This is a genomic window from Desertibaculum subflavum, from assembly GCA_003576705.1.
GTDB classification, from domain to species: domain Bacteria; phylum Pseudomonadota; class Alphaproteobacteria; order Ferrovibrionales; family Ferrovibrionaceae; genus Desertibaculum; species Desertibaculum subflavum.
Genome location: QOZS01000001.1, coordinates 1 through 24,599 on the forward strand (window position 1 = coordinate 1; position 24,599 = coordinate 24,599).

General features: G+C 69.0%; 26 protein-coding genes and 1 pseudogene. 17 read left to right on the forward strand and 10 right to left on the reverse strand.

Going from position 1 to position 24,599, the window contains the following annotated elements:
* The 4 genes and pseudogenes from DT074_RS28390 to DT074_RS00020 form a co-directional block, all read left to right on the forward strand.
* Positions 1–460, forward strand: a pseudogene (locus DT074_RS28390) (hypothetical protein); the annotation flags it as partial.
* Between the two features lie 19 nt (positions 461–479).
* Entirely contained in the window at positions 480–1,655 is a 1,176-nt protein-coding gene (locus DT074_RS00010) for a TAXI family TRAP transporter solute-binding subunit (RefSeq protein WP_368744344.1), read from the forward strand.
* 137 nt (positions 1,656–1,792) lie between these two features.
* Positions 1,793–2,059, forward strand: a complete 267-nt coding sequence (locus DT074_RS00015; RefSeq protein WP_162914507.1) for a hypothetical protein — start codon at positions 1,793–1,795, stop codon at positions 2,057–2,059.
* A 10-nt stretch (positions 2,060–2,069) separates the two neighbouring features.
* A complete protein-coding gene (locus DT074_RS00020) occupies positions 2,070–3,017 on the forward strand; it encodes a hypothetical protein (RefSeq protein WP_119417745.1) in 948 nt (315 codons plus the stop codon).
* Between the two features lie 53 nt (positions 3,018–3,070).
* Here DT074_RS00020 and DT074_RS00025 read toward each other — a convergent pair whose 3' ends face one another.
* Positions 3,071–3,505 carry a hypothetical protein gene (locus DT074_RS00025; RefSeq protein WP_119417746.1) on the reverse strand — a complete coding sequence of 145 codons (435 nt, stop codon included), beginning with the start codon at positions 3,503–3,505 and terminating at the stop codon, positions 3,071–3,073.
* A gap of 258 nt (positions 3,506–3,763) precedes the next feature.
* Between DT074_RS00025 and DT074_RS00030 the strand changes: the two genes are divergently transcribed.
* From DT074_RS00030 to DT074_RS00055, 6 genes are all read left to right on the forward strand, one after another.
* Entirely contained in the window at positions 3,764–4,453 is a 690-nt protein-coding gene (locus DT074_RS00030; RefSeq protein ID WP_119417747.1) for a hypothetical protein, read from the forward strand.
* A gap of 7 nt (positions 4,454–4,460) precedes the next feature.
* A complete protein-coding gene (locus DT074_RS00035) occupies positions 4,461–6,590 on the forward strand; it encodes an adenylate/guanylate cyclase domain-containing protein (RefSeq protein WP_119417748.1) in 2,130 nt (709 codons plus the stop codon).
* Between the two features lie 11 nt (positions 6,591–6,601).
* Complete coding sequence (locus DT074_RS00040) at positions 6,602–7,561, forward strand: M48 family metallopeptidase (RefSeq protein WP_119417749.1); 960 nt, start codon at positions 6,602–6,604, stop codon at positions 7,559–7,561.
* Between the two features lie 82 nt (positions 7,562–7,643).
* Positions 7,644–8,324 carry a DUF1614 domain-containing protein gene (locus DT074_RS00045; protein ID WP_119417750.1) on the forward strand — a complete coding sequence of 227 codons (681 nt, stop codon included), beginning with the start codon at positions 7,644–7,646 and terminating at the stop codon, positions 8,322–8,324.
* Positions 8,325–8,417: 93 nt separating this feature from the next.
* A complete protein-coding gene (locus DT074_RS00050; protein WP_119417751.1) occupies positions 8,418–9,116 on the forward strand; it encodes a glutathione S-transferase N-terminal domain-containing protein in 699 nt (232 codons plus the stop codon).
* A gap of 10 nt (positions 9,117–9,126) precedes the next feature.
* A complete protein-coding gene (locus DT074_RS00055; protein WP_119417752.1) occupies positions 9,127–9,822 on the forward strand; it encodes a glutathione S-transferase family protein in 696 nt (231 codons plus the stop codon).
* Here DT074_RS00055 and DT074_RS00060 read toward each other — a convergent pair.
* Entirely contained in the window at positions 9,810–10,292 is a 483-nt protein-coding gene (locus tag DT074_RS00060; protein WP_119417753.1) for an SRPBCC family protein, read from the reverse strand. The genes DT074_RS00055 and DT074_RS00060 overlap by 13 nt on opposite strands.
* Before the next feature lie 89 nt (positions 10,293–10,381).
* Here DT074_RS00060 and DT074_RS00065 point away from each other — a divergent pair, with 89 nt between their 5' ends.
* Complete coding sequence (locus tag DT074_RS00065) at positions 10,382–10,972, forward strand: TetR/AcrR family transcriptional regulator (RefSeq protein WP_119417754.1); 591 nt, start codon at positions 10,382–10,384, stop codon at positions 10,970–10,972.
* A gap of 10 nt (positions 10,973–10,982) precedes the next feature.
* Here DT074_RS00065 and DT074_RS00070 read toward each other — a convergent pair whose 3' ends face one another.
* Positions 10,983–12,260, reverse strand: a complete 1,278-nt coding sequence (locus tag DT074_RS00070; protein ID WP_119417755.1) for an aspartate aminotransferase family protein — start codon at positions 12,258–12,260, stop codon at positions 10,983–10,985.
* Between the two features lie 103 nt (positions 12,261–12,363).
* Between DT074_RS00070 and DT074_RS00075 the strand changes: the two genes are divergently transcribed.
* Positions 12,364–13,206: an LLM class F420-dependent oxidoreductase gene (locus DT074_RS00075; protein ID WP_119417756.1), complete on the forward strand. Its 843-nt coding sequence runs from the start codon at positions 12,364–12,366 to the stop codon at positions 13,204–13,206.
* A gap of 106 nt (positions 13,207–13,312) precedes the next feature.
* Here the strand turns inward: DT074_RS00075 and DT074_RS00080 are convergent, their stop codons facing one another.
* Both DT074_RS00080 and DT074_RS00085 read right to left on the reverse strand, forming a co-directional pair.
* The gene (locus tag DT074_RS00080; RefSeq protein ID WP_119417757.1) at positions 13,313–14,158 is read right to left on the reverse strand and encodes an LLM class F420-dependent oxidoreductase; all 846 of its coding nucleotides are present in this window, start codon (positions 14,156–14,158) and stop codon (positions 13,313–13,315) included.
* Between the two features lie 71 nt (positions 14,159–14,229).
* Positions 14,230–14,454: a hypothetical protein gene (locus tag DT074_RS00085; protein ID WP_119417758.1), complete on the reverse strand. Its 225-nt coding sequence runs from the start codon at positions 14,452–14,454 to the stop codon at positions 14,230–14,232.
* A 131-nt stretch (positions 14,455–14,585) separates the two neighbouring features.
* Between DT074_RS00085 and DT074_RS27855 the strand changes: the two genes are divergently transcribed.
* A complete protein-coding gene (locus DT074_RS27855) occupies positions 14,586–14,747 on the forward strand; it encodes a hypothetical protein (RefSeq protein ID WP_162914510.1) in 162 nt (53 codons plus the stop codon).
* Positions 14,748–14,810: 63 nt separating this feature from the next.
* A complete protein-coding gene (locus DT074_RS27860; protein ID WP_162914511.1) occupies positions 14,811–14,975 on the forward strand; it encodes a hypothetical protein in 165 nt (54 codons plus the stop codon).
* A 24-nt stretch (positions 14,976–14,999) separates the two neighbouring features.
* Here the strand turns inward: DT074_RS27860 and DT074_RS00090 are convergent, their stop codons facing one another.
* The 3 genes from DT074_RS00090 to DT074_RS00100 all read right to left on the reverse strand — a co-directional run bounded on the left by DT074_RS00090 (position 15,000) and on the right by DT074_RS00100 (position 17,886).
* A complete protein-coding gene (locus DT074_RS00090) occupies positions 15,000–16,523 on the reverse strand; it encodes an acyl-CoA synthetase (RefSeq protein ID WP_119417759.1) in 1,524 nt (507 codons plus the stop codon).
* Positions 16,524–16,602: 79 nt separating this feature from the next.
* Positions 16,603–17,235, reverse strand: a complete 633-nt coding sequence (locus DT074_RS00095; protein WP_119417760.1) for an HD domain-containing protein — start codon at positions 17,233–17,235, stop codon at positions 16,603–16,605.
* Between the two features lie 27 nt (positions 17,236–17,262).
* Positions 17,263–17,886: a helix-turn-helix domain-containing protein gene (locus tag DT074_RS00100; RefSeq protein ID WP_368744345.1), complete on the reverse strand. Its 624-nt coding sequence runs from the start codon at positions 17,884–17,886 to the stop codon at positions 17,263–17,265.
* A 119-nt stretch (positions 17,887–18,005) separates the two neighbouring features.
* Between DT074_RS00100 and DT074_RS00105 the strand changes: the two genes are divergently transcribed.
* The 3 genes from DT074_RS00105 to DT074_RS00115 are packed head-to-tail and all read left to right on the forward strand — an operon-like array spanning position 18,006 to position 20,745.
* Entirely contained in the window at positions 18,006–19,169 is a 1,164-nt protein-coding gene (locus DT074_RS00105; RefSeq protein WP_119417761.1) for an alpha-hydroxy acid oxidase, read from the forward strand.
* A 53-nt stretch (positions 19,170–19,222) separates the two neighbouring features.
* Positions 19,223–20,335 (forward strand): S-(hydroxymethyl)glutathione dehydrogenase/class III alcohol dehydrogenase, encoded by a 1,113-nt coding sequence (locus DT074_RS00110; RefSeq protein ID WP_119417762.1) that lies wholly within the window; start codon positions 19,223–19,225, stop codon positions 20,333–20,335.
* Between the two features lie 50 nt (positions 20,336–20,385).
* Complete coding sequence (locus DT074_RS00115; protein WP_119417763.1) at positions 20,386–20,745, forward strand: hypothetical protein; 360 nt, start codon at positions 20,386–20,388, stop codon at positions 20,743–20,745.
* 21 nt (positions 20,746–20,766) lie between these two features.
* Here DT074_RS00115 and DT074_RS00120 read toward each other — a convergent pair whose 3' ends face one another.
* Together DT074_RS00120 and DT074_RS00125 are read right to left on the reverse strand one after the other, a co-directional pair.
* Positions 20,767–23,301: a beta-galactosidase gene (locus DT074_RS00120; protein WP_119417764.1), complete on the reverse strand. Its 2,535-nt coding sequence runs from the start codon at positions 23,299–23,301 to the stop codon at positions 20,767–20,769.
* Entirely contained in the window at positions 23,298–24,533 is a 1,236-nt protein-coding gene (locus tag DT074_RS00125; RefSeq protein ID WP_119417765.1) for an MFS transporter, read from the reverse strand. The genes DT074_RS00120 and DT074_RS00125 overlap by 4 nt, the downstream gene beginning before the upstream one ends.
* Between the last annotated feature and the right edge of the window lie 66 nt (positions 24,534–24,599).

Here is a 24,599-nt window from a genome sequence, read left to right on the forward strand (position 1 = left end):
GCCGATCGCCCAGGCGCCGGCTGCTCCGGCTGCCGACCCGCCGGCTGCCGAACCGCCGGCCGCGGCGCCGTCGCCAGCGCCGGCCGCCGAACCTGCCAGCTCTCCCGAGCCGGTGGCGCCGCCCGCGGCTCTACCATCGCCGGGATCGATCGAGCCGAGCGCCGGGGCGCCGCCGGCAGCTGCATCGCCGGCGCCGCGGCTGAGTGCCGAGCAAGCTGCAAGCTATGTCCGCCGCGGCGACGAGATGGTGCGTACCGGCGACATCGCCGGGGCGCGGCTCTGGTACGAGCGGGCCGCCGCGGCTGGCGACCCGGCCGCCATGCAGGCGCTGGGGCGCACCTACGACGCGCGCATGTTGCGGCAATGGGGTGTGGTCGGGATGCCGGCGGATCAGAAGCGTGCCGACGAATGGTACCGCAAGGCGACGGAGACCGAGCGCGCCGCGCCGCCGCGCCAGTAGAGCAAGGGAGAGGGAAGCGATGCGTTCCGGATACGATCCGATCGGCCGCCGAATGGCGAGTGTGGCTTGCGCCGCGTGGCTGGCGCTGACGGCGCCGGCTATGGCCCAGACGCCGCCCCAAGCGCCGCCGGCGCCGACCGGCACCGCGCCCTACGACGCCCTGCGCGAAAAGACCAATGCCGGCACGGTGGGGTTGATCTCGGGCGGCGTGGAAGGCACCTATGTGCGCATCGCGGCCGACCTTGCCGCCGTGCTGGACGGGCCGGAGCTGCGCATCCTGCCGGTGATCGGCAAGGGCTCGGTGCAGAACACGATGGACATCCTGTTCCTGCGCGGCATCGATATCGGCATCGTGCAGTCCGACGTGCTGGCCTTCCTGAAGCGCGACCGCACCGTGCCCGGCGTCGACAAGTCGGTGCACTACATCGCCAAGCTCTACAACGAGGAGCTGCACCTGCTGGGCGGCAAGGACGCGCAGAAGCTGGAAGACCTGCGCGGCAAGAAGGTCAATGTCGACACCAAGGGCTCCGGCACCTTCATGACCGCGAGCCTGGTGTTCGAGAAGCTCGGCATTGAGGTCGAGCCGACGCATTTCGACCAGGCCTTGGCGCTGGAGAAGCTGAAGGCGGGCGAGATCGCGGCGCTGGTCTATGTCGCCGGGCGGCCGACCCGGTTGTTCCGCGACGGCAAGGCGGAGGACGGGCTGCACTTCATCCCGATCCCGGCCACGGAGAGCCTGCAGGAGATCTACCTGCCCTCGACGCTCACCTCGGCCGACTATCCCGGCCTGATCCCCGAAGGCGAGAGCGTGGAGACGCTGGCGGTGGGCGCGGTGATGGCGGCCTATGGCTGGGCACCGAATACCGAGCGCTATCAGAAGGTCGCGCGCTTCGTCGATGCCTTCTTCAGCCGCTTCCCGCAATTCCTGCAGGCGCCGCGGCACGCCAAGTGGAAAGAGGTCAACCTGGCGGCGCGGCTACCGGGCTGGACCCGCTTCGCGGCAGCGGAGAACTGGCTGAAGACCATGGCGGCCAACGACGCGCGCGAGCAGCGCCAGCAGTTCGGCCAGTTCCTGAACCAGGTGGCGCCGGCCGGGGGCGGCCTTACCGACCAGCAGCGCGAGGCGCTGTTCAGCCAGTTCCTGGAATGGCAGAAGGCCGGTGGCGCGAAACCGGCGGGCGCTGCAACCCGCTAGGCACGCGGTTCAGGAACGCCATTCACGCAGCAGCATATCGATCCGGCTGCGGAGGGCGTCGTCGGCCCCGATATCCGGCGGCGCTGTCGCATTGTGCCGCTCTTCGCGCGCGAAGAGCGGCGGCAGCGGCGGCGGGGATGCGGCCCGACCCGGCATCGGGCCGGCAGGGCGATGGTCCATGGCCATGGCTCCGGCGGTCGAATGTCGATCGGCTGGTCGATTTGGGAACGCCCGACCGGAGCTTCAAGCCCCTCGTCAACAACCGAGGCAACTTAATCCCCGCAGCGACGTTTCCGCGTCGACACAGCTTAACCGCGGGAGCCAGCAGCATGGATGGCATCATCTACTTGATCGGCCTGATCGTCGTCATCATGGCGATCCTGTCCTTCTTCGGCCTGCGCTAGGGAGGCCGTCATGGTCGCAACCGAATACCGCGCGGGCGCGGTGCAGGAAGCCGTCGTCACCGACGACGTCGCACTCGATCCCCGTTCGCCGATGGATTGGGGCGCGATCTTCGCCGGCGCCAGCATCGGCGCCGCCGCCTCCATCATCCTGCTCACCTTCGGTGCGGCGGTCGGGCTGTCGACGACCTCACCGCTGCGCGGGGAGTGGGGGCTCGGCGTGACCGGCCTTGCCATCGCCACGGCGATCTGGGTGGTGATATCGCAGGCAGTCAGTTTCGGCGCCGGCGGCTATATCGCCGGTCGCATGCGGCGGCGCGGCGCGGTGACGGCCAAGGAGGCCGAGATCCGCGACACCGCGCATGGCCTGACCGCCTGGGCAGTGTCGGCATTGGCAACCATGCTGCTCGGCGCGTTGCTGGCCGCCGGGGCGGCGGTCAAGACCGCCGACGTGGCGGCCGGGGCGGCACAAGGCGCGGGCGCGGCAGCGGGCGGCGTCGCCGCCGGAGCCATGGCGCGCGAGGGCGATCAACAGCAGGGCTATGTCGGTTATTACGCCGACCGGCTGTTCCGCACCGAAGGCGAGGCAGCACCGCCGGCCGAGACCGAGGGCGCGCGCGCCGAAGTCGCGCGCATCCTGGCGCGCGGCGCTGTCACCGGCGGCGTGCCCTCCGAAGATCGCGAATACGTCGCCCGGGTGGTGGCGGCGAACAGCGGCATGTCGGAGGCGGACGCGCGCTCCCGGGTCGACGAGGTCCTGCAGCGTGCCAGCGACGCGCGGGCGCAGGCCGAGGAGACGGCGCGGCAGGCGGCCGAGGCGGCCCGCAAGAGTGCCATCGTGCTTGGCTTCCTGGGCGCCGCGGCCCTGCTGGCAGGCGCCGCGGCGGCGGGATTCGGCGCCCGTTGCGGCGGCCGCGACCGGGACGAAGGAACGGCGTACCGCTACTTCATTCGCAGCTAGCGGCCGGCTCCGCCGAAGAGCGGCGCGACCACCGGGTCGCGCCGCTTTTCCTGCTATTGAATGGCGGTCTTCTTGCCGTCCGCCGAGGCGGCATCCTTGGCCGGCAAGGTCATATCGGCCAGCTGATCGGCACAGAGATCGGCAGCCCCGGCAACCGGCTGCTCGAAGCCAGCCGGGGTGGCCCAGCCGCCCTTCTCGATGAAATCGTCGCGCTCCCACAGGCTTTCCGCCTTGAGCCTGGCGAGCTGATCGCGCGCATCGGCAGCCGCGGTGAAGCGCTGCACGCAAATAGTCGCCACCAGCTGCGAGCGGGCATCCTCCGCGGCGCTCGAGACCATTCGTGCCGACGTCCCGCCGGTGACCCAGCCGCCGATCGTGAAGCCGATCGCGATCGTCGCGGCGATACTAGCGGCGCAAGCCCAGAACAGCAGGGCCTTCGAGGGGCGGTAGTCCTGCCAGCGTTGCGCAAAAGTCTGTCCGTCTGCCATTGCGGCCTCCTGTGGTTGGTTATGTCGGATCGGGCGTCGACGCGCCCTTCGCGCTGCGCTCGCAGCGGCGACGCCGGCAAGCCGGGCATTTGCGCCCGGCGCGGGCTACGGCCCACTGCGACGTCACAGTGACAAACATGGGTCGGATTGAGCTTAAGGAAACCCTCAATACATCACGTGTAATGTTGCACTGCCGCAATCCGAGTCGGTCCCGTTGCCGATCGGCGATGCGGCGCATTGCCGAGGCCGAGAGGGACCATGCAGCGTCAAATCAAGTCGGGTGCTGCCGCGATCGCCTTGGCGCTCGCGGCGTTGGCAGTGCCGGTGACGTCGCTTGCCCAGGGCAGGCCCGCCGCCATGGTGGAGGAGGTGAAGAACGCGCCGGGCGCCGGCGTCGAGTTCACCGATTATGTGTTTCCCGGCCAGCGCATCCAGCTTGGCCCGCGCGGGGAGCTCAAGCTCAGCTATCTCGCCTCGTGCCGCAGCGAGACGATCCGCGGCGGCACCGTCACTATTGGCGAGAGCCAGTCGAGCGTTGCCGGTGGCCGCGTCGAGGGCGCGGAGAAGCCCTGCGACACCAAGCGTTTCACCGCCAGCGTGCAGACGGCGGAAGCCGGCGCGGGCGTGAAGAGGCTGACGCCGTTCGATTCCAAGTCCTGGGCGGAGGTGGCTTTGGCGAGCCCGCGTCCGATCTTCCGCTGGGAGGGGAAGGGCAATGCCAGCATCCGCATCCTGGACGAGAACCGGAGGCCGGTCTGGTCCGCGACCACGCCGAAGAGCTTCGCCGAATATCCGGCCAATGCGCCGCCGCTCGAGCCCGGCGCGCCCTATGTGGTGGAAGTGTCGGGCCTCGGCGCGCCGCTCTACGCGCGGTTCTCGATCGATCCCGATCTCGAGATCGCCGATACAGTCGCCAACCGCACCGTGCCGCTGACCCGCGGGCCGTGACCGGCCGATGTCCGCACTGGCGCTGCCGCGTGGCCGCCTGATCGCGGCGCTGATCGCCGGCCTGGCCTTCGCCGGCTGGGCCGCGACCGAGGCTGCCGGGGCGCTGGGCGGCTTCACCACCACGGCGGCCGCGCTCGACCTTCTGTTTCCATTGCGCCAGCTCGTCTTCGGTCCGATCCATGCGCCCGTGCAGTCGCCGGTCGCGGTGGTGGTGATTGACGAGGAGACCTATGGCAGCGCGCCCTATGCCGGCCTGCCGCAGGTCGCCTGGACACCGCAACTGGGCCAGCTGCTCGAGACGCTCGACGGGGCAGGGGCCAAGCTGGTCGGCCTCGACCTCGTCTATCCGACCACCTTGGAAAGTCTGCTCCCCGGTTACGACCGGCCGCTGCGCCGCGCGGTGGCGAAGCTCGGCCGTGCCGGCAAGCTGGTCCTGGGCCGGGTGGATTCCTCGCGCGAGCCGATCCTGCCGGAACGCGGGCAATTGCTTGCCGTCGGCGACGAGGTGCATGTGCGCAGCCTGCAGCTGATCACCGACGCCGACGGCGTGGCGCGCCGCCATCCCGGATCGCTGACCGCTGCCGCGACCGGCGCGGCCGTGCCGACCTTGGTCGGCGAGCTCGCGCGCCGCGCCGGCACGACGGCGCCGGATACCTTCTTCATCAACTACAACACCGGACCTGAGACCGTGCCGGTCTATGGCTTCGCCGACATCGTCGCCTGCGCGGCGATGGGCGACGCCGGCTTCCTGGCCAAGGCGTTTCGCGACCGCATCGTGCTGGTCGGCACCGCGCTCGATGTCGAGGACCGGCGGGTGCCGGCGACCCGCTTTGCGCTCGCGCCCTATGACGGACCCACCGAGCGCTGTCAGTCCAAGCCGACCGAGGCAGCTGCCTATGGCGATGCGGTGGCGCGCCGCACCCTTCCTGGCGTGTTCATCCATGCCGCGGCGCTCAACACGCTGCTGTTGGAGCGGCCGCTCGCGCCGCTCTCGCCGATCGCGGCAGGGGCGCTTGCCTTCGGCTTCGTCGGCCTGGTGACGCTCGGCTTCCAGGGACTGCATCCGGGCGCCGGCATCGCGCTGCTCGCCGGTGTCCTGCTGCTGGCAACCTTCGGTGCCGTCGTGGCGCTCGACCGCGGCCGCCTGCTGCCGCTGCCGGTGCTCGCGGCGGGTGCGATCGTCTCGGCCGGGGCCAGCTATGCCTTCCGCTCCGTCGAGGAGCTGAAAGCCCGGCGCCGCTCGGAGGCCGCCAAGCGCGAGCTGACCCAGCGCTTCGGCCGCTATCTCGCCCCGGTGCTGATCGAGCGGCTGGAGAGCCACGACGCGGCGCTCGATCTCGGCGGCGAGGCGCGGCGCGTCACCGTCTTTTTCTCCGACATCGTCGGCTATACCAGCGTCAGCGAGAAGCTGCGCCACGACCCGCACAAGCTGGTCGAGGTGATCAACGGCTATTTCACCGCCATGGTCGAGGTCGTCGAGCGCGACGGCGGCTATGTCGACAAGTTCATCGGCGATTGCGTCATGGCGGTGTGGGGCGCGCCCCTGGACGAGCCGGCGCAGGAGCTGCAGGCGGTGAACGCCGCCTTCGATTGCCTGGGCCGGCTCCGGCGCTTCAACGAGGAAGTGGTGGTCGGCACCCACGGCCTGCCGCCGCTCGGCGCCCGCATCGGCATCAATACGGGCACGGCCATCGTCGGCAATATGGGATCGCCGACCCGGCTCAACTACACGGTCACCGGCGACACGGTGAACCTGGCCTCGCGGCTGGAAGGCGCCAACAAGGCCTATGGCACGACGATCATGATCGGGCCGGAGACGGCGGCGGCGGTGCGCGGCCGTTTCGTGCTGCGCCGGCTCGACTTCCTCGCCGTCAAAGGCAAGGCCGAGGCGGTCGAGGTCCATGAGGTGGTCGGGCGGGCCGGCGAGGTGACGCAGGCCGCGCTCGATCGCATTGCCGAGTTCGAGGCGGCGCTGGCGGCCTACCGCGCCCGCGACTTCGCCGGCGCGGCGGCGATCTTTGCGGCGCTCGCCGCCGATGACCCGGTGGCCTCGCTCTATCTCGGGCGCTGCCGCCGCTTCCTGGCGACGCCGCCGGCGGCGGATTGGAACGGCGCCTACGAATTGCAGGAGAAGTGAGGAACGCGACGATGGACCAGACCAAGCGACGCGCAATGCTGCGCCGGCGGGATGTGGTGAATGCGCTCGGCCTGTGGGGCGCGACCATGCTGCTGCAGGGCTGCCTGACCGGCGACGACGTCATGCAGATGGTAACGAATCCGGGCGTTTCGCGGGCAGCGGGCGGCGGCGGCCAGAAATTCGGCCCGGCAGAGGAGCGGCAGATGGGCGAGGCGCTCTACGCACCGACCATCGAGCAGGCCGGCGGCGTCTACCGCAATCCGCGCATCCAGCAGGCCATGCTCGACTTCTGCATCCCGCTCTTCGCCAACTCGCCGCGCACCGAGTTCGAGTGGGAGGTGACGGTGCTGGACGACAACGCCGTCAATGCCTGGGCGCTGCCCGGCGGCAAGCTCGGCGTGAACAAGGGCCTGCTGCGCTATGTGGCCAACGAGGCGGAGCTGACCGCCGTGCTGGCGCACGAGATGACGCATGTGGAGAAGAGCCATGCGGTGCGCGAGCTCGCGGATGCCGAGCGCACCAAGGCCTTCACCGAGGTCGGCAAGAGCTTCGGCACCGGGCTGATCGAGAGCCGCACCGGCATGGTCGGTTCCGTCGCCGGGCAGACCGGGCTGACCGACAAGGTGCTGGACGAGCTGCAGGCGCCGCTGGTCGGCCTGATCACCTCGGGCTATTCGCGCTCGAACGAGAACGAGGCGGACCAGGGCATCGTCGCCATGTTCCGCCGCGAAGGCTATGCCGGCCGCAATGCCTACAGCTTCTTCGAGACGCTGCTCGCCATCATCCCGCCGGATGCGGTGGCGACCACTTCGCTCTATTCGAAGCATCCGGACACCCAGGCGCGCATAGACCGGCTGCGCGCGGCCTCGGCCGCGCTGTCGCCGAGCACGACGCATCCCGCCTCGGATGCCTTCGCGCGGCTGAAGCGGACCTTCCCGACCCGCAAGGCGGCGCCACCCGCGACCGCCTGACCTCGCGCCGGGATGCGGGACCGGCACGCCGGCGCTAGGCTCGCCGGCGCGCATCGGCCGCCGCACCGGCGAGGAAGGTGGAATGAGGTTTCTGGTCTGGTTCACGCTGCTCGCCTTCGTGGCGCTGGTCATTCTGCTGCCGATCCTGTTCGGGCAGCTTCTGATCACGAGCCTGGAAAAGCTGCATCTCAGCGCCGGCGCGGCGGTCGCGCTGGTGATTGCGATCGTGCTCGGCGGCCTGGTCAACATCCCGGTCAGGCGGATCGTGCGCGAGGGGTCGGATGCGGCACTCGATCCGTTCTCGGCTTACCGCCTGCCGGTGCCGTGGCAGGCGCGCGCAACGGGTCCCGGCGTGGTGATCGCGGTCAATCTCGGCGGCTGCGTGATCCCGGCCGGGCTTGCCTTGTACGAGCTCTATCACCTGGCGGCACAGGGCGGGACGGCGCCGTTCGTCGCCCTGGTCGCCGCTTCATTGAATTGCTTCGTCTGCTACCGGCTGGCCCAGCCGGCACCGGGTATCGGCATCATCATGCCGGGCCTGGTCCCGCCGCTGGTTGCCGCGGCGGCGGCACTGCTGCTGGCGCCGGGCGACACGGCCGCGCCGGTCGCCTTCATCGCCGGCGTGGCCGGCCCGCTGATCGGCGCCGACCTGCTGCATCTTCGTGACATCGGCCGGGTCGGCGCCGGCATGGCCAGCATCGGCGGTGCCGGTACCTTCGACGGCATCGTGCTCTCGGGCATCGTCGCGGCCTATCTCGCCTGAGCCCCCAGCGCAACGCATCGATGTCATGACCGACGCGGTCTTGCCCCGGGCGGGCGCGCGCCCGAGATTCCGGTGGTTACGGAGGGAGAGTACATGATCGACCTGTACTATTGGACCACGCCGAACGGTCACAAGATCACGATGTTCCTGGAGGAGGCCGAGGTCCCGTACCGGATCGTGCCGGTGAACATCTCGACCGGCGAGCAGTTCAAGCCGGATTTCCTCGCCATCTCGCCCAACAACCGCATGCCGGCGATCGTCGATCACGCGCCGGCCGGCGGCGGCGCGCCCGTCTCGGTGTTCGAGAGCGGCGCCATCCTGCTCTACCTCGCCGAAAAGACGGGGAAGTTCATCCCCTCCGACCTACGCGGCCGGGTCGAGGTGCTGCAATGGCTGTTCTGGCAGATGGGCGGGCTCGGACCCATGCTCGGTCAGAACCACCATTTCGGCCAGTACGCGCCGGAGAAGATCCCCTACGCGATCGACCGCTATGTCAACGAGACCAACCGGCTCTACGGCGTGCTGAACAAGCGCCTGGAGACCCGCGAGTTCATGGCCGGCGCCTATTCGATCGCCGACATGGCGAGCTATCCCTGGATCGTGCCGTGGAAGCGGCAGGGCCAGAACCTCGACGACTTCCCGCATCTCCGGCGCTGGTTCGATGCGATCCGCAACCGTCCCGCGACCTTGCGCGCCTATGAGAAGGCGAGCGCGATCAACACGCAGCCGACGGTGAGCGAGGAGGCGAAGAAGGTGCTGTTCGGCCAGACCGCAGCCTCGGTGCGGGGCTGAGGAGGCGGCGATGGCGATCAGACTCTACGACCTGGCCGGCGCCGAGCCGGAGCGACGCTTCAGCCCGTTCTGCTGGCGCACCCGGCTCGCCCTCGCGCATAAGCGGCTCGACGTCGAGACGGTGCCGTGGCGCTTCACCGAGAAGGATGTGATCGCCTTCTCGGGCCAGGGGCGGGTGCCGGTAATCCAGGATGGCGAGCGCATGGTCTACGATTCCTGGACCATCGCCGAATATCTGGAGGAGCGCTACGCCGACGGTCCCTCGCTGTTCGGCGGCGCGGAAGCGAAGGCGGTGACGCGCTTCGTCGCCGGTTGGGTGGACACCGTGCTGCATCCGGGCATCTTCCGCCTGATCCTTCCCGATGTGTTCGCCCATTTGCATGAGAAGGACAAGGACTACTTCCGCACCAGCCGCGAGAAGGCGATCGGCGTTACGCTCGAAGCCTTCGCCGCCAATCGCGACGCCGATGTCGTGAGCTTCCGCCAGAGCCTGCAGCCGCTGCGGCGAAGCTTGCAGGCGCAGCCGTTCCTCGCCGGCGCAGCGCCTGCCTATGCCGACCACATCGTGTTCGGCGGCTTCCAATGGGCCCGCGCTACATCGCGCTTCGCGCTATTGGAGGCCGGCGATCCGGTCGCGGCCTGGCGTGCGCGCATGCTGGATGCTTATGACGGGCTGGCGCGGCGCGCGCCGGGCTACGATGCCTGACCATGCGGGGCCGCCGCCCACTCGGCTTCCAGCAATGCCTTGAGTTTCGCGAGGCCGGCCTCCGCGCGGCCTTGCATCAGCGCCCGCGCCGGCACGCGCATCGCCGCGGCCCGAAGCGTGGCGCCGCGGCTGTACATGCGCCAATCGAACAGGGTCGCGTCTCCGCTTCCGGCCGGGTCGAACCGCATCTCCATGCGGGGTAGCAGCGGTGGGAATTCGCCCTCCGTCACGAGGCGCCGACCGGGATCCGCGTCGACGACCACGATGTCAATCTCGCGCCGTCCGCCGAGCGGCAAGGTCACGGTCTCGCGATAGCGCTTTCCCATGGCGGCCGGCGGTGACGTGTCCTCGGCATGGATCGCCACCACGCCCGGGAACCACTGGCCGAAGCGCGCAAGGTCGGCCGCGAAAGCGAAAACGACGGCAGGGGGCTTCTCGATGACGATGCTGAATTCCGCCAGCAGATGCATGCGACCAACTCCGTTGTTTACAGAAAAGACCTATTCTGTAAACTTCTTGGGAAGTGTACAAAATTGGCATCATCTGTCAACATAAACGGATGGCCGAGGTAACGGACACGCAGCCCAGCACCCGCGAACGCATCCTGGATGCGGCCTTCGTCTGCTTTGCCCGGCAAGGGTTCGCCGGCACCTCGATGGTGGATATTGCCGCCGCCGCTCAGCTTTCCCGGACCGCGCTCTACAAGCACTTCCCGGACAAGGAGGACGTGTTCCTGGCTGCCGTGCAGCGGCTGAATGCAGGCGTGCTCGCGGCCGTCACCGCCGCCGCCCAGAGAGAGGGCGATCTGGCGGAGCGTCTCGCGGCGGTGATCGAGGCGCGGGCTAGCTGGGCTTTCGAGCTGTTGCAACGCTCACCACATGGCCGCGAGCTCATCGACGAGAAGAATCGCCTGTGCGGTCCGCTGAGCGCGGAGGCGAATGCGCGCTTCCTGGCACTGGTCGAGAGGATCATCCGGGCCGGACTGGCCGGCCGGCCCGGATCATTGCCACCGCGTCAGGCAGCGGCGTTGCTGGTCGATGCGGCGGCCGGGGTGTTGGGCGACGAGACGTCGGAAGCATCGGCGCGACGCCGGCTCAGGCAGCTTGCCGCCGTGTTCGCGGCCGGTCTGGCTGACCGCCGCGACCCATAGCGGCGCTGCGTCAGCCACGCAGCGCGGCGACGGCGATCTCGAACGCCTTCAGGGTTTCGCCGACTTCGGGCTCGCCATGGGCGATCGAGAGATAGAACTTGCTCTCGCCTTTCAGGATGCCGCTGGCCCTGAGGCTCTGGTTGAAGCGGCGGGCAAGGTCGGCATCGGCGCGCAAGGTCGCGCGGTAATCCTCGACCGGCCCATCGGCGAAGACGACGTCGAACAGCGGCGGCTCGCCTTTGACCTGGGCCGGCAGATGCGCCGCGCGCAGCATCTCGGACAGCGCCGACATCAGCTGGCGTCCGGTGGCGAAGACCGCTTCGTAGGTGCCGGGACGCTTGAGGATCTCCAGGGTCGCCAGGCCGGCGACCGCCGCGACCGGGTTGCCCGAGAGCGTGCCGATCTGCATCAGGAAGCCGTCGTCGCCGACCTTGGCGCGGTCGAAATGCGCCATGATCTCGGAGCGGCCGGCGATGGCGGCGAGCGGAAAGCCCCCGCCGACGATCTTGCCGAGGGTGCAGAGATCAGGCGTCACGCCGTAATAGGCCTGGGCGCCCCCATAGGCGAAGCGGAAGCCGGTGACGACCTCGTCGAAGATCAGCGGGATGCCGGCCTCCGCCGTCATCTTGCGGAGCGCCTGCAGAAAGCCCGGTTTGGGCGGCAGCAGGCGCTGGAACGGCTCGACGATGACGCCGGCGAGCTCGTCCTTGTGCTGGGCGATCAGGCTCGCGGTCGCCTCCGCGTCGTTGAACGGCGCGATGATCATCTCGTCGCGGATCGATTTCGGGATGCCGGCGGAATCCGGGGTCGCCGTCGGGAAGTTGCCGGGCCATTTGGGGGCGAGGCTCATCAGGCCGTAATCGCTCATGCCGTGATAGCCGCCCTCGAATTTCAGGATCTTGTCGCGCTTGCGGAAGGCGCGGGCCGCCCGCATGGCGTAGAGATCGGCCTCCGAGCCGGTGGAGACGAAGCGCACCTGCTCGGCGCAGGGCACGGCGTCGACGATCGCTTCGGCGAGGCGGATGCCGTGCTCGTTATTGGCGAAGAAGGTGGTGCCGCGGGCAAGCTGGGCGGTGACGGCCGCGTTCACCTCCGGATGGGCATGGCCGGCGAACATCGGTCCGGAGCCGAGCAGGTAGTCGATATATTCGTTGCCGCTGACATCCCGGACGCGGGCACCCTTGCCTTCGCGGATGACGATATCGGCGGCGAGATTGCCGAATGTGCCGGCCGGCAGCACGCGCCGGGCGGTTTCGACCAGGGCGGCTTCGTCGTCGCTGCGCTTCATCGCTGGACTCCTCTTTCGCGGCCACTATGGCGCAAGCAAGTTTCGTGCAGAAGGGGCGGCGATCGGCAAGAATGCGCGGAGAAGAAGAGCAGGGGAGAGCGCCATGAAGCTCGGCTGTTTCAGCTTCAACACCGATTACGGCATCCATCCGGCGACCCTGGCGAAGGCGCTGGAGGCGCGCGGCTTCGAGAGCCTGTGGGTCGGCGAGCACACCCACATCCCAGCGGAGCGGCGCTCGCCCTATCCGGGCGGCGGCGAGCTGCCGAAGCCCTACTACCACATGGCCGACCCGTTCGTGTCGCTCGCCATGGCGGCGGCGGTGACGACCAAACTCAAGCTCGGCACCGGCATCTGCCTGGTGACCGAGCGCGACCCGATCGTGCTGGCGAAGGAAGTGGCGACCCTGGACCACCTCTCCGACGGCCGCTTCCTGTTCGGCATCGGGGCAGGGTGGAATGCGGAGGAGATGGAGAATCACGGCACGCCGTTCAAGCGGCGCTGGAAGCTGCTGGAGGACCGGGTCAAGGCGATGAAGGCGATCTGGACCGCGCACGAAGCGAGCCATCAGGGCGAGTTCACCCGGTTCGACCGCGTGATCTCGTATCCCAAGCCGAAGCAGAAGCCGCATCCGCCGATCATCCTCGGCGCGGCGACGCCGCAGGGCCGGCAGCGGGTGGTGGACTATTGCGACGGCTGGTTTCCGATCGACGTACTGCTCAAGGATCTGCCGGCGGCGATGGCCGATCTGCGGGAGAAGGCCAAGGCTGCAGGTCGCGATCCGGCTTCTGTCCCGGTCTCCATCTTCGCCTTCGATGCCGGCCCCGACGAGCTCGCGCGCTACCGCGACCTTGGCGTCGAGCGGGTCTCCATCATGGTGCCGCGGCGGGAAGAGGACGCCATGCCATTCCTCGACCGCATGGCACCATTGGTGGCGCGGTTGGCGTAGCGACCTCTTTTCGTCGTGCCCGGGCTTGACCCGGGCATCCACGGCTGTCCGTTCCGGTGCCCAAGGCGTAGGTGGCCGGGTCGAGCCCGGCCACGACGTTGAAAGGTCACATCGCCTTGACGAAGCCGGCGATCTGGTCGAGCAGCGGCAGGGTCTCGTCGCGCGACTTGGACGGCAGGGTCAGCACCGCGCGGTCGGTCTTGGCGTCGCGGTAGCGCTTCAGCCCGTCCGCGTTCATCGGGCCGCCGAACACGCTGAACGAAAGCGAAGCCGGATCGCGGTTCGCCTCCGCCGCCATCTGGCGGAAGCGGGGCAGCAGCTCGAGCGGGTCCATGTCGCGCCCGCCGATCGGCATCCAGCCGTCGCCGAAGGCGATGGCGCGGCGCGCGCCGTGCGGGAAGCCGCCGCCGACGATGATCGGCGGGTGCGGCTTCTGCACCGGCTTCGGCCACTGCATCATCTCGTCGAACTTGACGAACTCGCCGGCGAATTTCGGCTTCGACTTGGTCCAGATCTCCTTGATCGCGCGCACGCGCTCGTCCATCAGGCGGAAGCGCGACTTGAAGTCGGTGGTGCCGTGATCGGCCATCTCCTCGGCGTTCCAGCCGGCGCCGACGCCGAGGATGAGGCGGCCGTTCGACAGGCGGTCGACCGTCGCGGTCTCCTTCGCGGTGTGGATCGGGTCGCGCTGCACCACCAGGCAGATGCCGGTGGCGAGCTTGATCTTCTTGGAGGCGACCGCGGCGGCGCCCAGCGCCACGAAGGGATCGTAGGTGTCGTAGTAGTGCTTCGGCAGCTCGGGCCCGCCCGGCCAGGGCGACTTGCGGCTGGTCGGGATATGGCTGTGCTCGGGCAGCCAGAGGCTCTCGATGCCGCGATTCTCCGCCTCGACCGCCAGATCGTGCGGCTGGATCGAGTAATCGGTGACGAACATGGCGATGCCGATCTGCATGTCTCCTGCCCCTTTCTCGAAAGGGTGGAGCCTAGGCAGATCGAGGTCGTGCCGCCAGAGGGGCCGCTTGCTCAGCTCGCGGAGCGGGCGATGGTCTTGATCGGACCGCGCGGATTGCCGGAGCGGGCGGCGATCTCGCGGTCCTGGGTCTCGATGAAGGTGCGGGCCGGCTCGTCGCCGTCGAGGCCGCCGAGATCGGCGGCCGGCACCTTGCGGTTGGAGGTGCGCGTACCGTCCTGGTACACGACGTCGAACAGCACGAAGCCGCTCGCCGCGGGTTGCTTCTTGCGGGCCATGGATATCTCTCGTTGTTGGTCGCGGAGCGGCGGAATCGGGTGGGTCGCAGCGGTGAATGCCACCGCTGCCTGCCGATGGCAACCCCCGCCATGCCGGCGGCGTTTGGAGGGCGAAGAGGCGAGGAAGCGATATGGCCCGAATTCTGGCATTTGCGCTGTTGGTGCCGCTGATTGCCGCGGCCTGCGCGGAAAGCGGTACTCCTGTGGGCGATCAGCAGTTCCCGTCGCCCAATGCGGTTTCGCCGCCGCCCAACGACCTGCGTACCTGCCCGCGCGGCGTCGGCTGCTATTGAGGCGGAACTTCGCCGTAGCCGGCCGCGTTCAACCCGTCGACGCAATCGATGACGGAGAGAGCAATGCGCTCGTTGCTGATGCTTGCGGTGCTGGCACCGCTCACCTTCGGACTTGCCGCCTGTGGCGACGACGACAAGACGGTTGTGATAAACCCGCAGCCGAACGCGACGGTCGTCGTTCCGCCGGGCGGCGCGACCAAGGTCTGCCCCGCCGGCACCGTCTGCTGACGACCAGCCGGCGCCGCGCGGCGATCAGTCGCGCGGCAGCTGGTGCTTCAGCACCTTGCCGGTCGCGTTGTGCGGCAGGGTATCGATGAAGCGCACTTCCTTCGGCACCTTGTAACGGGCGAGCTGGCCGCCGCAATGGCCGAGGATGGCCGCCTCGTCAAGGTTTGATCCCGGCTTCAGCACCACGAAGGCGCGGCCGACTTCGCCCCACTTCTCGTGCGCTACGCCGATGACGGCATTCTCCAGCACGCCGTCGAGCTGGTAGATCACGTTCTCCACCTCAGCCGGATAGACGTTCTCGCCGCCGGAGATGAACATGTCCTTCCAGCGGTCGACGATGTAGTAGTAGCCATCCGCATCCTGCTTCGCCGCGTCGCCGGTGTGGAACCAGCCATCCGCCGTGAAGGACTGCTTGTTCGCTTCCGGCCGGTTCCAGTAGCCCGGCGTCACGGTCGGCCCCTTGATCATCAGCTCGCCGGTCTCGCCCGGCTTCACCTCGTTGCCCTCCGGATCGCAGATCTTGAGGCGCGCATAGAGCGGCGGCAGGCCGGACGAGCCGACCTTGGCGAGTGCCTTCTCCGGCGACAGCATCAGGCCGAGCGGACCCGTCTCGGTCATGCCCCAGCCCTGCTGCAGCTTGATGCCCTTGGCGCCATAGGCCTCGATCAGCGAGAGCGGCGCGGCGGCCCCGCCGACACCGATGCAGACGACATGCGAGAGGTCGGCGGTGGCGAAGCCCGGCTCCTGCGCCAGCATCAGGAAATTGGTCGGCACGCCGAGCAGATGCGTGATGCAGAGCTGCTTGTCGGTCAGGAGCCGGAGGAACATGGCGGGATCGAAGCTTCGCATCACCACGTTGGTGCCGCCGGTGTGGAAAGTGGGATTGGCGTAGACGTTGAGCCCGCCGGTATGGAAGGTCGGCAGGAAGACCAGATTCTTCGAGCCCGGCGTCAACGCCACCGTCATGGCGCATTGGATCGCGTTGAATACGCACATCCGGTAGGTGATCTGCGCGCCCTTCGGCCGGCCGGTGGTGCCGGAGGTGTACATGACGGTCCAGATGTCCTCGAGGTCGAGCGCCGGCGGGTTCAGCTCGCCCTTGGCCGCGGCGAGCCCGGCCTCGTAATCGCTCGGCCGGCCGTTGGCGAGGGTCGCCGCATGCGGCACGGATGCGAGACGGCAGACATCGCGCGCTTCGGCCGTGAACTCGACGCCATGCACCAGCACGACCGGCGTCGCGTCCTTGCAGATGAATTCGAGCTCGGGCACCGCGAGGCGCCAATTGAGCGGCAGGAAGATGGCGCCGAGCCGCCGGCAGGCGAATTGCAGCTCGAACACATCGGTGTCGTTGTGCGACAGCACGGCGACGCGGTCGCCCTGCTTGACGCCGAAGGCCGATCTCAGCCAGAGCGCCGCGCGGCGCACGCGATCGTCGAACTGGGCATAGGTGAAACGGCGCTCCGACGCGAGGTCATGCGCCGCTTCGGCCCAGGGCGTGAACCGGGCGTGATGCGCGATCCAATCCTCGGCCGGGATTCCTGCAGGCATTAACGCTTCCTCCGAACGCGTGCTTGTCGTTGCAGCGGAGGATGCGGAACGGCGTGCGATGTGGCAAGCCGTATGCGATCTAGGTCCGCGCCTTGGCCGCCACCTCCGCCTTCACCGCGGCGACATCGACCCCGCCGGCGCGCAGCTTAGCCTCGGCCCGGGCCTTCACCGCCTCGCAGAGGACGGCAAGGAAGGGGTCGACCCCGCAAGGGCCGTCCATCTTGCTGTAGACCAGCCCGTGCTCCACCGGTTCCCAGGTCGCGAGGTCGGCGAGATTGTGCTGGATCTGCACCTCCAGGTGGTCGAGCGCGCCGGCGAAGCGCGCTTCCTGCGTCGCGCGCGCCTCGTATTCATGCCAGAGGTCATGTACCTCCTGGCCGGCGAGGCCGCCGATGGCGGCGCGGATGGTCTCGATCGCCGCGGCCTCGCGCGCCGCCTTGGCCGCCTTGCGGTCGCCGGTCTCGAAGAACGGCACATCGCCGGCCTCGATCTCCACCAGGTCATGCACCAGGATCAGCTTCAGCGTGTGGCCGATATCCACCGGCTGCGCGAGATGGCGGTGGGTCAGCAACGCCATCAAGGCCATCTGCCAGGTGTGCTCGGCCACGCTTTCGCGTCGCCCATCGGAGAGCCAGCTGTGGCGAAGCTCGGTCTTCAGCCGCTCGGAGCGGGCGAGGAAGTTCAGGATCGAATTCGTGTCGGCGGGTTGCATATTTCCCTCGTGGCGTTGCCGGGAAGGTTAGTTCCGGCCCGACCGCGCGGCCACGTATGAAACATTCGTGCGCCGCCACCGGGAGGCGAAAGCCCGCGTCTCCCTCTCGCGCAGCGAGGTGACGAGGCGCGCAGAACTGCCGTCGGCAAGAAGGATATGCTCCCATAGCATGCTGCCGGCGAGGATGCGGATGCCGCGGCCATTGCCGGCCCCAGTCCAGGTCAGGACCGGCGCCGCGCCCGGCTCATACCAGCCAAGGCCTATCAGCTCCGCCTCGGCGACGCGAATAGCGTCGGTCGCGAAGGGCCAGAGCGAGCTGCCGACCAGATCGCGGTCGCGCCGCCACTCGGCGAAGCGGCGCGGCGAGGCGGCGAGCAGACGGTGCGACGTATCGCAGACCAGATGGACCGACAGCGTGGATGTCTCCACCAGTCGCCGTAAGGCACGGTCGGCCTCGCCGTCCGCCGCAGCCTGCAGGAGCGCCGACAGCCGGGTGGATTGGCGTGGGTCGGGCTGGTGGGTGCCGCGCTCCCAGCGCGAGACGGTCGCCTGGGTGACGCCGAGCAACGCGGCGATGTGGTCCTGCTTCAGCCCGCCCAAGCGGCGGTGGCGCCGCAGCGCAAGGCCCAGGCGATCGGGGGTGATCGGCAAGATGTCCGCCTCTGCCATGCCGCAATGATACAGCCGCACGGCTTGGATGTCGGCGCCGAACCGGCAAGAATGCGGGCAGAACGCCGGTCCGCAAGCGGCCGGCGAAGGGGAGTGAAGCCGTGGACGAGGCCATCAACATCGAGGACCTGCGCCGCATCGCCAAGCGCCGCCTGCCGAAGATCGCCTACGATTTCATCGAGGGCGGCGCCGAGGACGAGTTCGGCCTCGACCGCAACGAGCGGGCGTTCCAGAACCTGTCGATCGTGCCGCGCTACCTGATCGACGTTTCCAGGCGCGACCAGTCGACCGCGCTGTTCGGGCGGACTTACGCAAGTCCGGTCGGCATTGCGCCGACGGGGCTTGCCGCCCTGTTTCGGCCGGGCGCCGACCTGATGCTGGCGGAAGCGGCGCGCGACGCCAACGTGCCCTTCATCATGTCGGGTGCCAGCACTGCCTCGATCGAGGATCTCGCCAAGGTGGCGCCGGAGCACGGCTGGTACCAGCTCTACGCGGCCAAGGACAAGAAGATCTCCGAGGACATGATCGCGCGGGCGCGCGATGCGGGACTGTCGACCCTGGTGCTGACGGTCGACGTGCCGGTCGGGTCGAACCGCGAGCGCAACAAGCGCAACGGCTTCGGCCGGCCGCTCAAGCTGTCGCTGCGCACCAAGCTCGAGGCGCTGACCCATCCGGCCTGGATGGCGGGCTTCATGCAGCACGGGGAGCCGCTGTTCTCCAACTGGGCGCCCTATGCGCCGAAGGGCGCCAGCAACGGCGAGGTGGCGAACCTGGTGGCGCAGCAGACCTATGCGCCGCTGACCTGGGCCGATGTAGAGCGCTTCCGCAGCCTCTGGCCGCGCAATTTCGTCATCAAGGGCATCATGGACCCGCGCGACGCGCAGCGCGCCGCCGAACTGGGCGTCGACGGCATCATGGTGTCCAATCACGGCGCGCGGCAGATCGACAAGTCGCCCTCGCCGGTGGAGGTCTTCCCGGCGATCCGCGACGCCGTCGGCGACCGCATGACCTTGATGATCGACAGCGGCATCCGCCGTGGCTCCGACGTGGTGGCCGCGCTCTGCCTGGGCGCCAAGTTCTGCTTCGTCGGCCGGGCGACGCTCTACGGCGCCGTTGCGGGCGGCACGGCCGGCGCCGCCAAGGCGCTGACCATCTTCCGCAACGAGATCGACATGACCATGGCGCAGATGGGCGCGCCGGACATCGCCGCGCTGGGACCCGACTTCCTGTTCAGCGACGAGCCGCTGCGCAACCGTCGGCCGTGACGACGGCACCGCTCGCGCCATAGACTGCGGAGAGGATTGGACGGAGGTTCGTGGTGAAGACACGTGCGGCGGTGGCATGGGCGGCAGCGAAGCCGCTGACGATCGAGACGATCGAGATCGGGGGGCCGAAGCAGGGCGAGGTGCTGGTCGAGATCAAGGCGACCGGTATCTGCCATACCGACGCCTATACGCTGTCCGGCGCCGATCCGGAGGGCCTGTTCCCCGCGATCCTCGGCCACGAGGGCGCCGGCATCGTACGCGAGGTGGGCGCGGGCGTGACCTCGCTGAAGCCCGGCGACCACGTCATCCCGCTCTACACGCCGGAATGCCGGCAGTGCAAAACCTGCCTGTCGCGCCGCTCCAATCTCTGCACCGCGATCCGCGCGACTCAGGGGAAGGGCGTGATGCCGGACGGTTCGAGCCGGTTCTCCTGCCAGGGGGGCCAGGTGTTCCACTACATGGGCTGCTCCACCTTCGCGAACTTCACCGTGCTGCCGGAAATCGCGCTGGCGAAGATCCGGCCCGACGCACCGTTCGACAAGGTCTGCTACATCGGCTGCGGCGTGACCACCGGCATCGGCGCGGTGATCAACACCGCCAAGGTGTGGCCGGGCGCCAATGTGGCGGTGTTCGGCCTCGGCGGCATCGGACTCAACGTGATCCAGGGCGCCCGCATGGCCGGCGCCGACAGGATCGTCGGCATCGACACCAATCCGGCGAAACGGGCCATGGCCGAGAAATTCGGCATGACGCATTTCGTCAATCCGAAGGAGGTCGGCGACGACAAGGTGGTGCAGGCGATCGTCGACCTGACCGATGGCGGCGCCGATTTCAGCTTCGAATGCATCGGTTTCACCAAGACCATGCGGCAGGCGCTGGAATGCTGCCACCGCGGCTGGGGCGAGAGCATCATCATCGGCGTCGCGGCCTCGGGTCAGGAGATCTCGACCCGTCCGTTCCAGCTGGTGACGGGGCGCGTCTGGAAGGGCACCGCCTTCGGTGGCGCGCGCGGCCGGACCGACGTGCCGAAGATCGTCGACTGGTACATGGAGGGGAAAATCAACATCGACGACCTGATCACCCACACCATGCCGCTGGACCAGATCAACACCGCCTTCGACCTGATGCACGAGGGCAAATCGATCCGCTCCGTCGTCCTGTACTGACAGCGGGCCGGTAACCGGCCGTTAGGCGGGGGCCGTCATGATCGCCGGTCATGCCCGTCACGTCCACCGGCCGCATCTTCGCCGCGCTTTGCTTCGCGCTGGCGACGCTCGCGTTGTGGCGCAGTTGGTCGGACATCGACCGCGGCCAGGTCTGGCGCAAGGAAAGCAACTATCTCGAGCGCCAGCGCGAGTTGGGCTACCAGGTGGTCGGCCGGTTCGGCCGCCGGCAATGGCCGGCTGTGGTGACCGACCGGGTGGACGGAATGGACGGCGTCACCTTCACCGCGCCGACCGGTCGCCGTCATGAATACCGCGGCTTTCATGGCATGGAGTTGAAGGCCGTCACCTTCCGCCCGCTGCTGGAGCAGGATCGCCCGTTCATCGTCGTGCTGCGTCGCCCGGCGGCCTGATGCGGCTCTGGCTGACGCGGCTCAGGGGCCGGTCACCTCGATCCGGGCCGAGATGCGCGTGCCGCTCAGCCGGTCGGTGACGCGGATCTGCCAGATGCCGGTCGGATCGTTGAGCGCGATCGGCAGGTCCAGTCGGGCGCGGCCGCGCGGTGCGATCAGATTGGCCGCGTAATGCGGCTGCGCCACGCCGGCCGGATCGATCACATCGACCCGATAGACGTGCACAGCCGCCGTGGTGGCACCGGCCGGCGCCAGCGCGATCGTCGCGGTCTCGCCGCGACGCATCCGGGCCGGTGCCTGCAGAACTGGCAGGGGAAGGGCCGATTCGGCGATGGCGACAATGATCGGATCGACCGGGTCGAGCGCCAGATCGACGCGGTCGGTGCGGCCGAGTGCCAGGCCCTCGCGTACGTCGTAGAGGTAGGCCGGCCGCGGCAGGTCCAGGCGGAGACGGCGCGGATCGAGCGATCGCGGCTCGTCGACTTCGGTCGCCGGCGGCAGATCGGCCTGGATCGCCAGCAGAGTGACGCCGTCGTTGCCGAAGCGATAGATGGCGATGTCGGGTCGGGGCCGGCCGTCCGCCGCGTCGATACGGAAGGGCGGCTGCAGGCCGCCCTGCGTCAGCAGCCGGTCGAGCTGCCGGCTTTCCTCGTCCACCGGGTTCAGCGCCGACGGGGCCAGGATCGCAGCCCGGCCGCGGCCGGCGCGCGCGATCTGGCCGTCATCGGCGGCGAACAGATCGGCCAGCGGCGGGCGGGCAACCCGCCGGCTGAGCTGATCGAAGATGCCGGGCTCGGTATCGGCCACAACCGTGCCGCCGCGGTCGACGAAGGCGCGGATCTCTTCGGCCTCGCGTGCGGACAGCGCGATGGCCTGCGGCAGCACCAGCAGCCTGACATCGCCGTGGCGAAGCGCGCCGGCTTCCACGTTGCGCGATGCCAGGAAGCGCGGGCTGAGGCCGAGCCGCTCCAGCTGCGCGACATAGGCGGCCAGCGATTTTCGCCAATCGCTCTCGTCAAGATGCTCGTCCTCGGCCGAGCGGCGGCTCCAGGCCTCGCCGTCCGGCTGGCGATCGAGGATCCAACGGGTGCGGAAACTGGCCGGCGAGTAGAGCAGTGCGACAGGGTCGCTCAGGCGCCGGATCTGCATGATCAGGCTGCCGACGCCGCCGCGAAGCAGCGCGTAGAGCTCTGCCGCCTGCTGGCCCCGCGGCATCAGGGTGCCGTCCGTGGCCACCACGCTGTCCTGATCGTCCCAGATGATCAGGCCGCGCCCGCCGCGCAGCAGCTGGCGCCAGACCTTGTGCGCCTCGCGCCCGCCGCTGCCGAACGACGTGTTGGGCATGACGACCCGCGGGTCGAGATCGCGGGCGATATCGAAGGCGCGCCCGCTGATGCCGATTTCCATGACGTCGGCGGATCCGGCAAGCGCCGCGTAGTTCCAGCCGCCCCAGCCGGGCACCTGCCCGCCGGTGATCGCCGCCAGCGCCATGGGGTCCGCACGGTGCACGGCGGCCGTACCGGCCCGGACCGCCGCGGCAAAGGTGTCGTCCATCCAGGCCTTGAACTCCGCCCAGGCGGCGAAATTCTCCCCCGATTGCCGGATCGCCTCGCGCGTGGTGCGGGGCGCGACGGCATCCCATCTGGCGAAATCCGTCCCCCAGGTCGCGTTCAGTGCGGCGAGCGAGCCGTAGCGCTGGCGAAGATGCTCGCGGAACGCCGCCAGCGAAGCCGGCGAGAAGTCGAAATCCCAATGCGCCGACAGGTCGGCAATGCCGGGCTCGTCGCCGAGATTGTAGAATAGCGGCGCATAGCGCTGGTGCAGCCGCACGGTCGCTGCCAGACGCTGCTCGATCGTGCGCAGCGCGATGGGATCGGAGAGCCCCGGCTGGCGCCGGAACGCGGCGGGGTCGAACGGGTTCTCCGCGTAGCGCCGCTGCGCCTCCAGGAACAGCCAGTTGATCGGCTTGTCCGGTGTCCAGCGGTGATAGGCGGCGTAGTAGTCGGTCGCAATATTCTCGACATACCAGCGCAGGTCGTGATCGAGCAGGGGCTCGATCTGCTGCAGGCTGAACGACAATCCGCGGCCTTCGCGGTCGCCGAACACGGTGCCGGCGGTGACGCCAATCCGCTTCAATGTGGCCCATTGCGCCGGTGTGCGCTTCTGCCACATGACAATCTGATAGTCGTCGAAGGGGGCGCCGGCGGGGCGGGCGATGAAAGTGGTCTCGGCGGAACCCGCCGGACGGCCGCCCAGCGTCAGCCTCGCGCTCAGATGGTTCCGCAAGGCGACGGCGCGGCGCAGATCCAGCGTGAAGGTCGCGTCGATCTGGTCGGCAAGCTCGACGGGCACGCGCCGGCGGTCGACCTGCCGGCCGTACTGGTCGGTCCATTCGATGTCGAGATGGCCGCGGGCGCGGATGGGCCGGTCGAGGCGGTAATGCGCCGTGACCGAGGCGCCGCGGTCGGCCGGCTGGGGCACGATCAGCTGGTCGGCGGCAACCGGTGCACCGAGCATCGTCAGCAGCAGGGCGAAGACGAAGTGGCGAAGGCTCATGGCACGGCTCCCGCCCGCCGGGCGAGCTGCTGCAGGCGCAGAACGCCGACCAGCAGCAGCAGCGCGATGCCGGTCAGCAGGCCGAGCCCGGCGGCGAAGCCGCCGGTCGCGTCGTAGAGCACGCCGAGCACGATCGGCCCGCTCGCGCCGCCCACCTCGGCCGCGGAGAAGAACAGGCCCGACGCGGTCCCGGCATGGCGCTCCCCGACACCGGGCGTCTCGACCAGGGTCAGCACCGCGACGGTCATCAGGGAAGATCGGGCGATGCCCTGCAGGATCAGGGCCGCCAGAAGGAGCGGACTGGAATGGAAATGAAGCAGCAGGCTGGCGGCGAGGGCGAATACCGCCAGCGTGCCGAGGATCAGCAGCCGGCGGCCCGGCGTGGCCAGCCGCGGGATCATGAGCGAACCGGCGATGCCGACGACATTCGGCACCGTAGCCCAGTAGCCGGCGGCGGTCGCCGACATGCCGTCGGCGCGCAGCAGCTCCGGCAGCCAGTTGTTGAGGCCATGGTTGAACATGAAGATGCCGATGCTCATGACCAGCAGCAGCCGCACGGCAGGCAAGCGGGTCAGCTGGCGCAGTACTTCCCTTTGCGGCGGCCGCGGCTGGTCTGCCTCCGCCCGCTCGGCCGCGCGGGCCCCTCCGTGCCCCGCCACCACGAGCCAGACGGCGGCGCCCAGCACGCAGAGCGCCGCCCAGAGCTGCAGGACGCGGGGCCAGTGCTCGTCGAAAAGGGGCATGAGCACGGAGTTTGTCAGCGCGAAGGCCACGATGGAGCCGATCGCCGGCCCGGTGATATAGACACCCATGGCGAAGCCGCGGTCGCGGCCCTGGAACCACTGGCTCACCACCTTGGGCGCGCCGGAGGAGATGATCGGCCCGCCGATGCCGAAGATGCCGACCGCGAGGCAAAGCGTAATGAAATCCGAGGATAGGCTGCGCAGCAGGCCCGAGGCGCCGATCAGCAATCCGCCGAGAAACAGCGCCTTGCGGACGCCGATCCGGTCCAGCAATGCGCCGCAGGGGACGGCGGCGAGGATATAAACGAGCTGCCAGACGCCGAGGACCGTACCCATCTCGGAATGGGTCATGCCCAAGTCGCGGGTGATCGGCGCCACCAGCGGCGCCAGGCCGGCAATGGTCAGTCCGAAGCAGGCGTAGAGCAGCCAGACGCCGAACAGCATGCGCCAGCGCAAACTGGCCGGCGCCGTCCTATTCGCATCAACCATTCCGATGACACCCGTACCCCACGCCGCCATCATAGGTCGGCGTGCCCGAAGCGGAATGAATTTGCG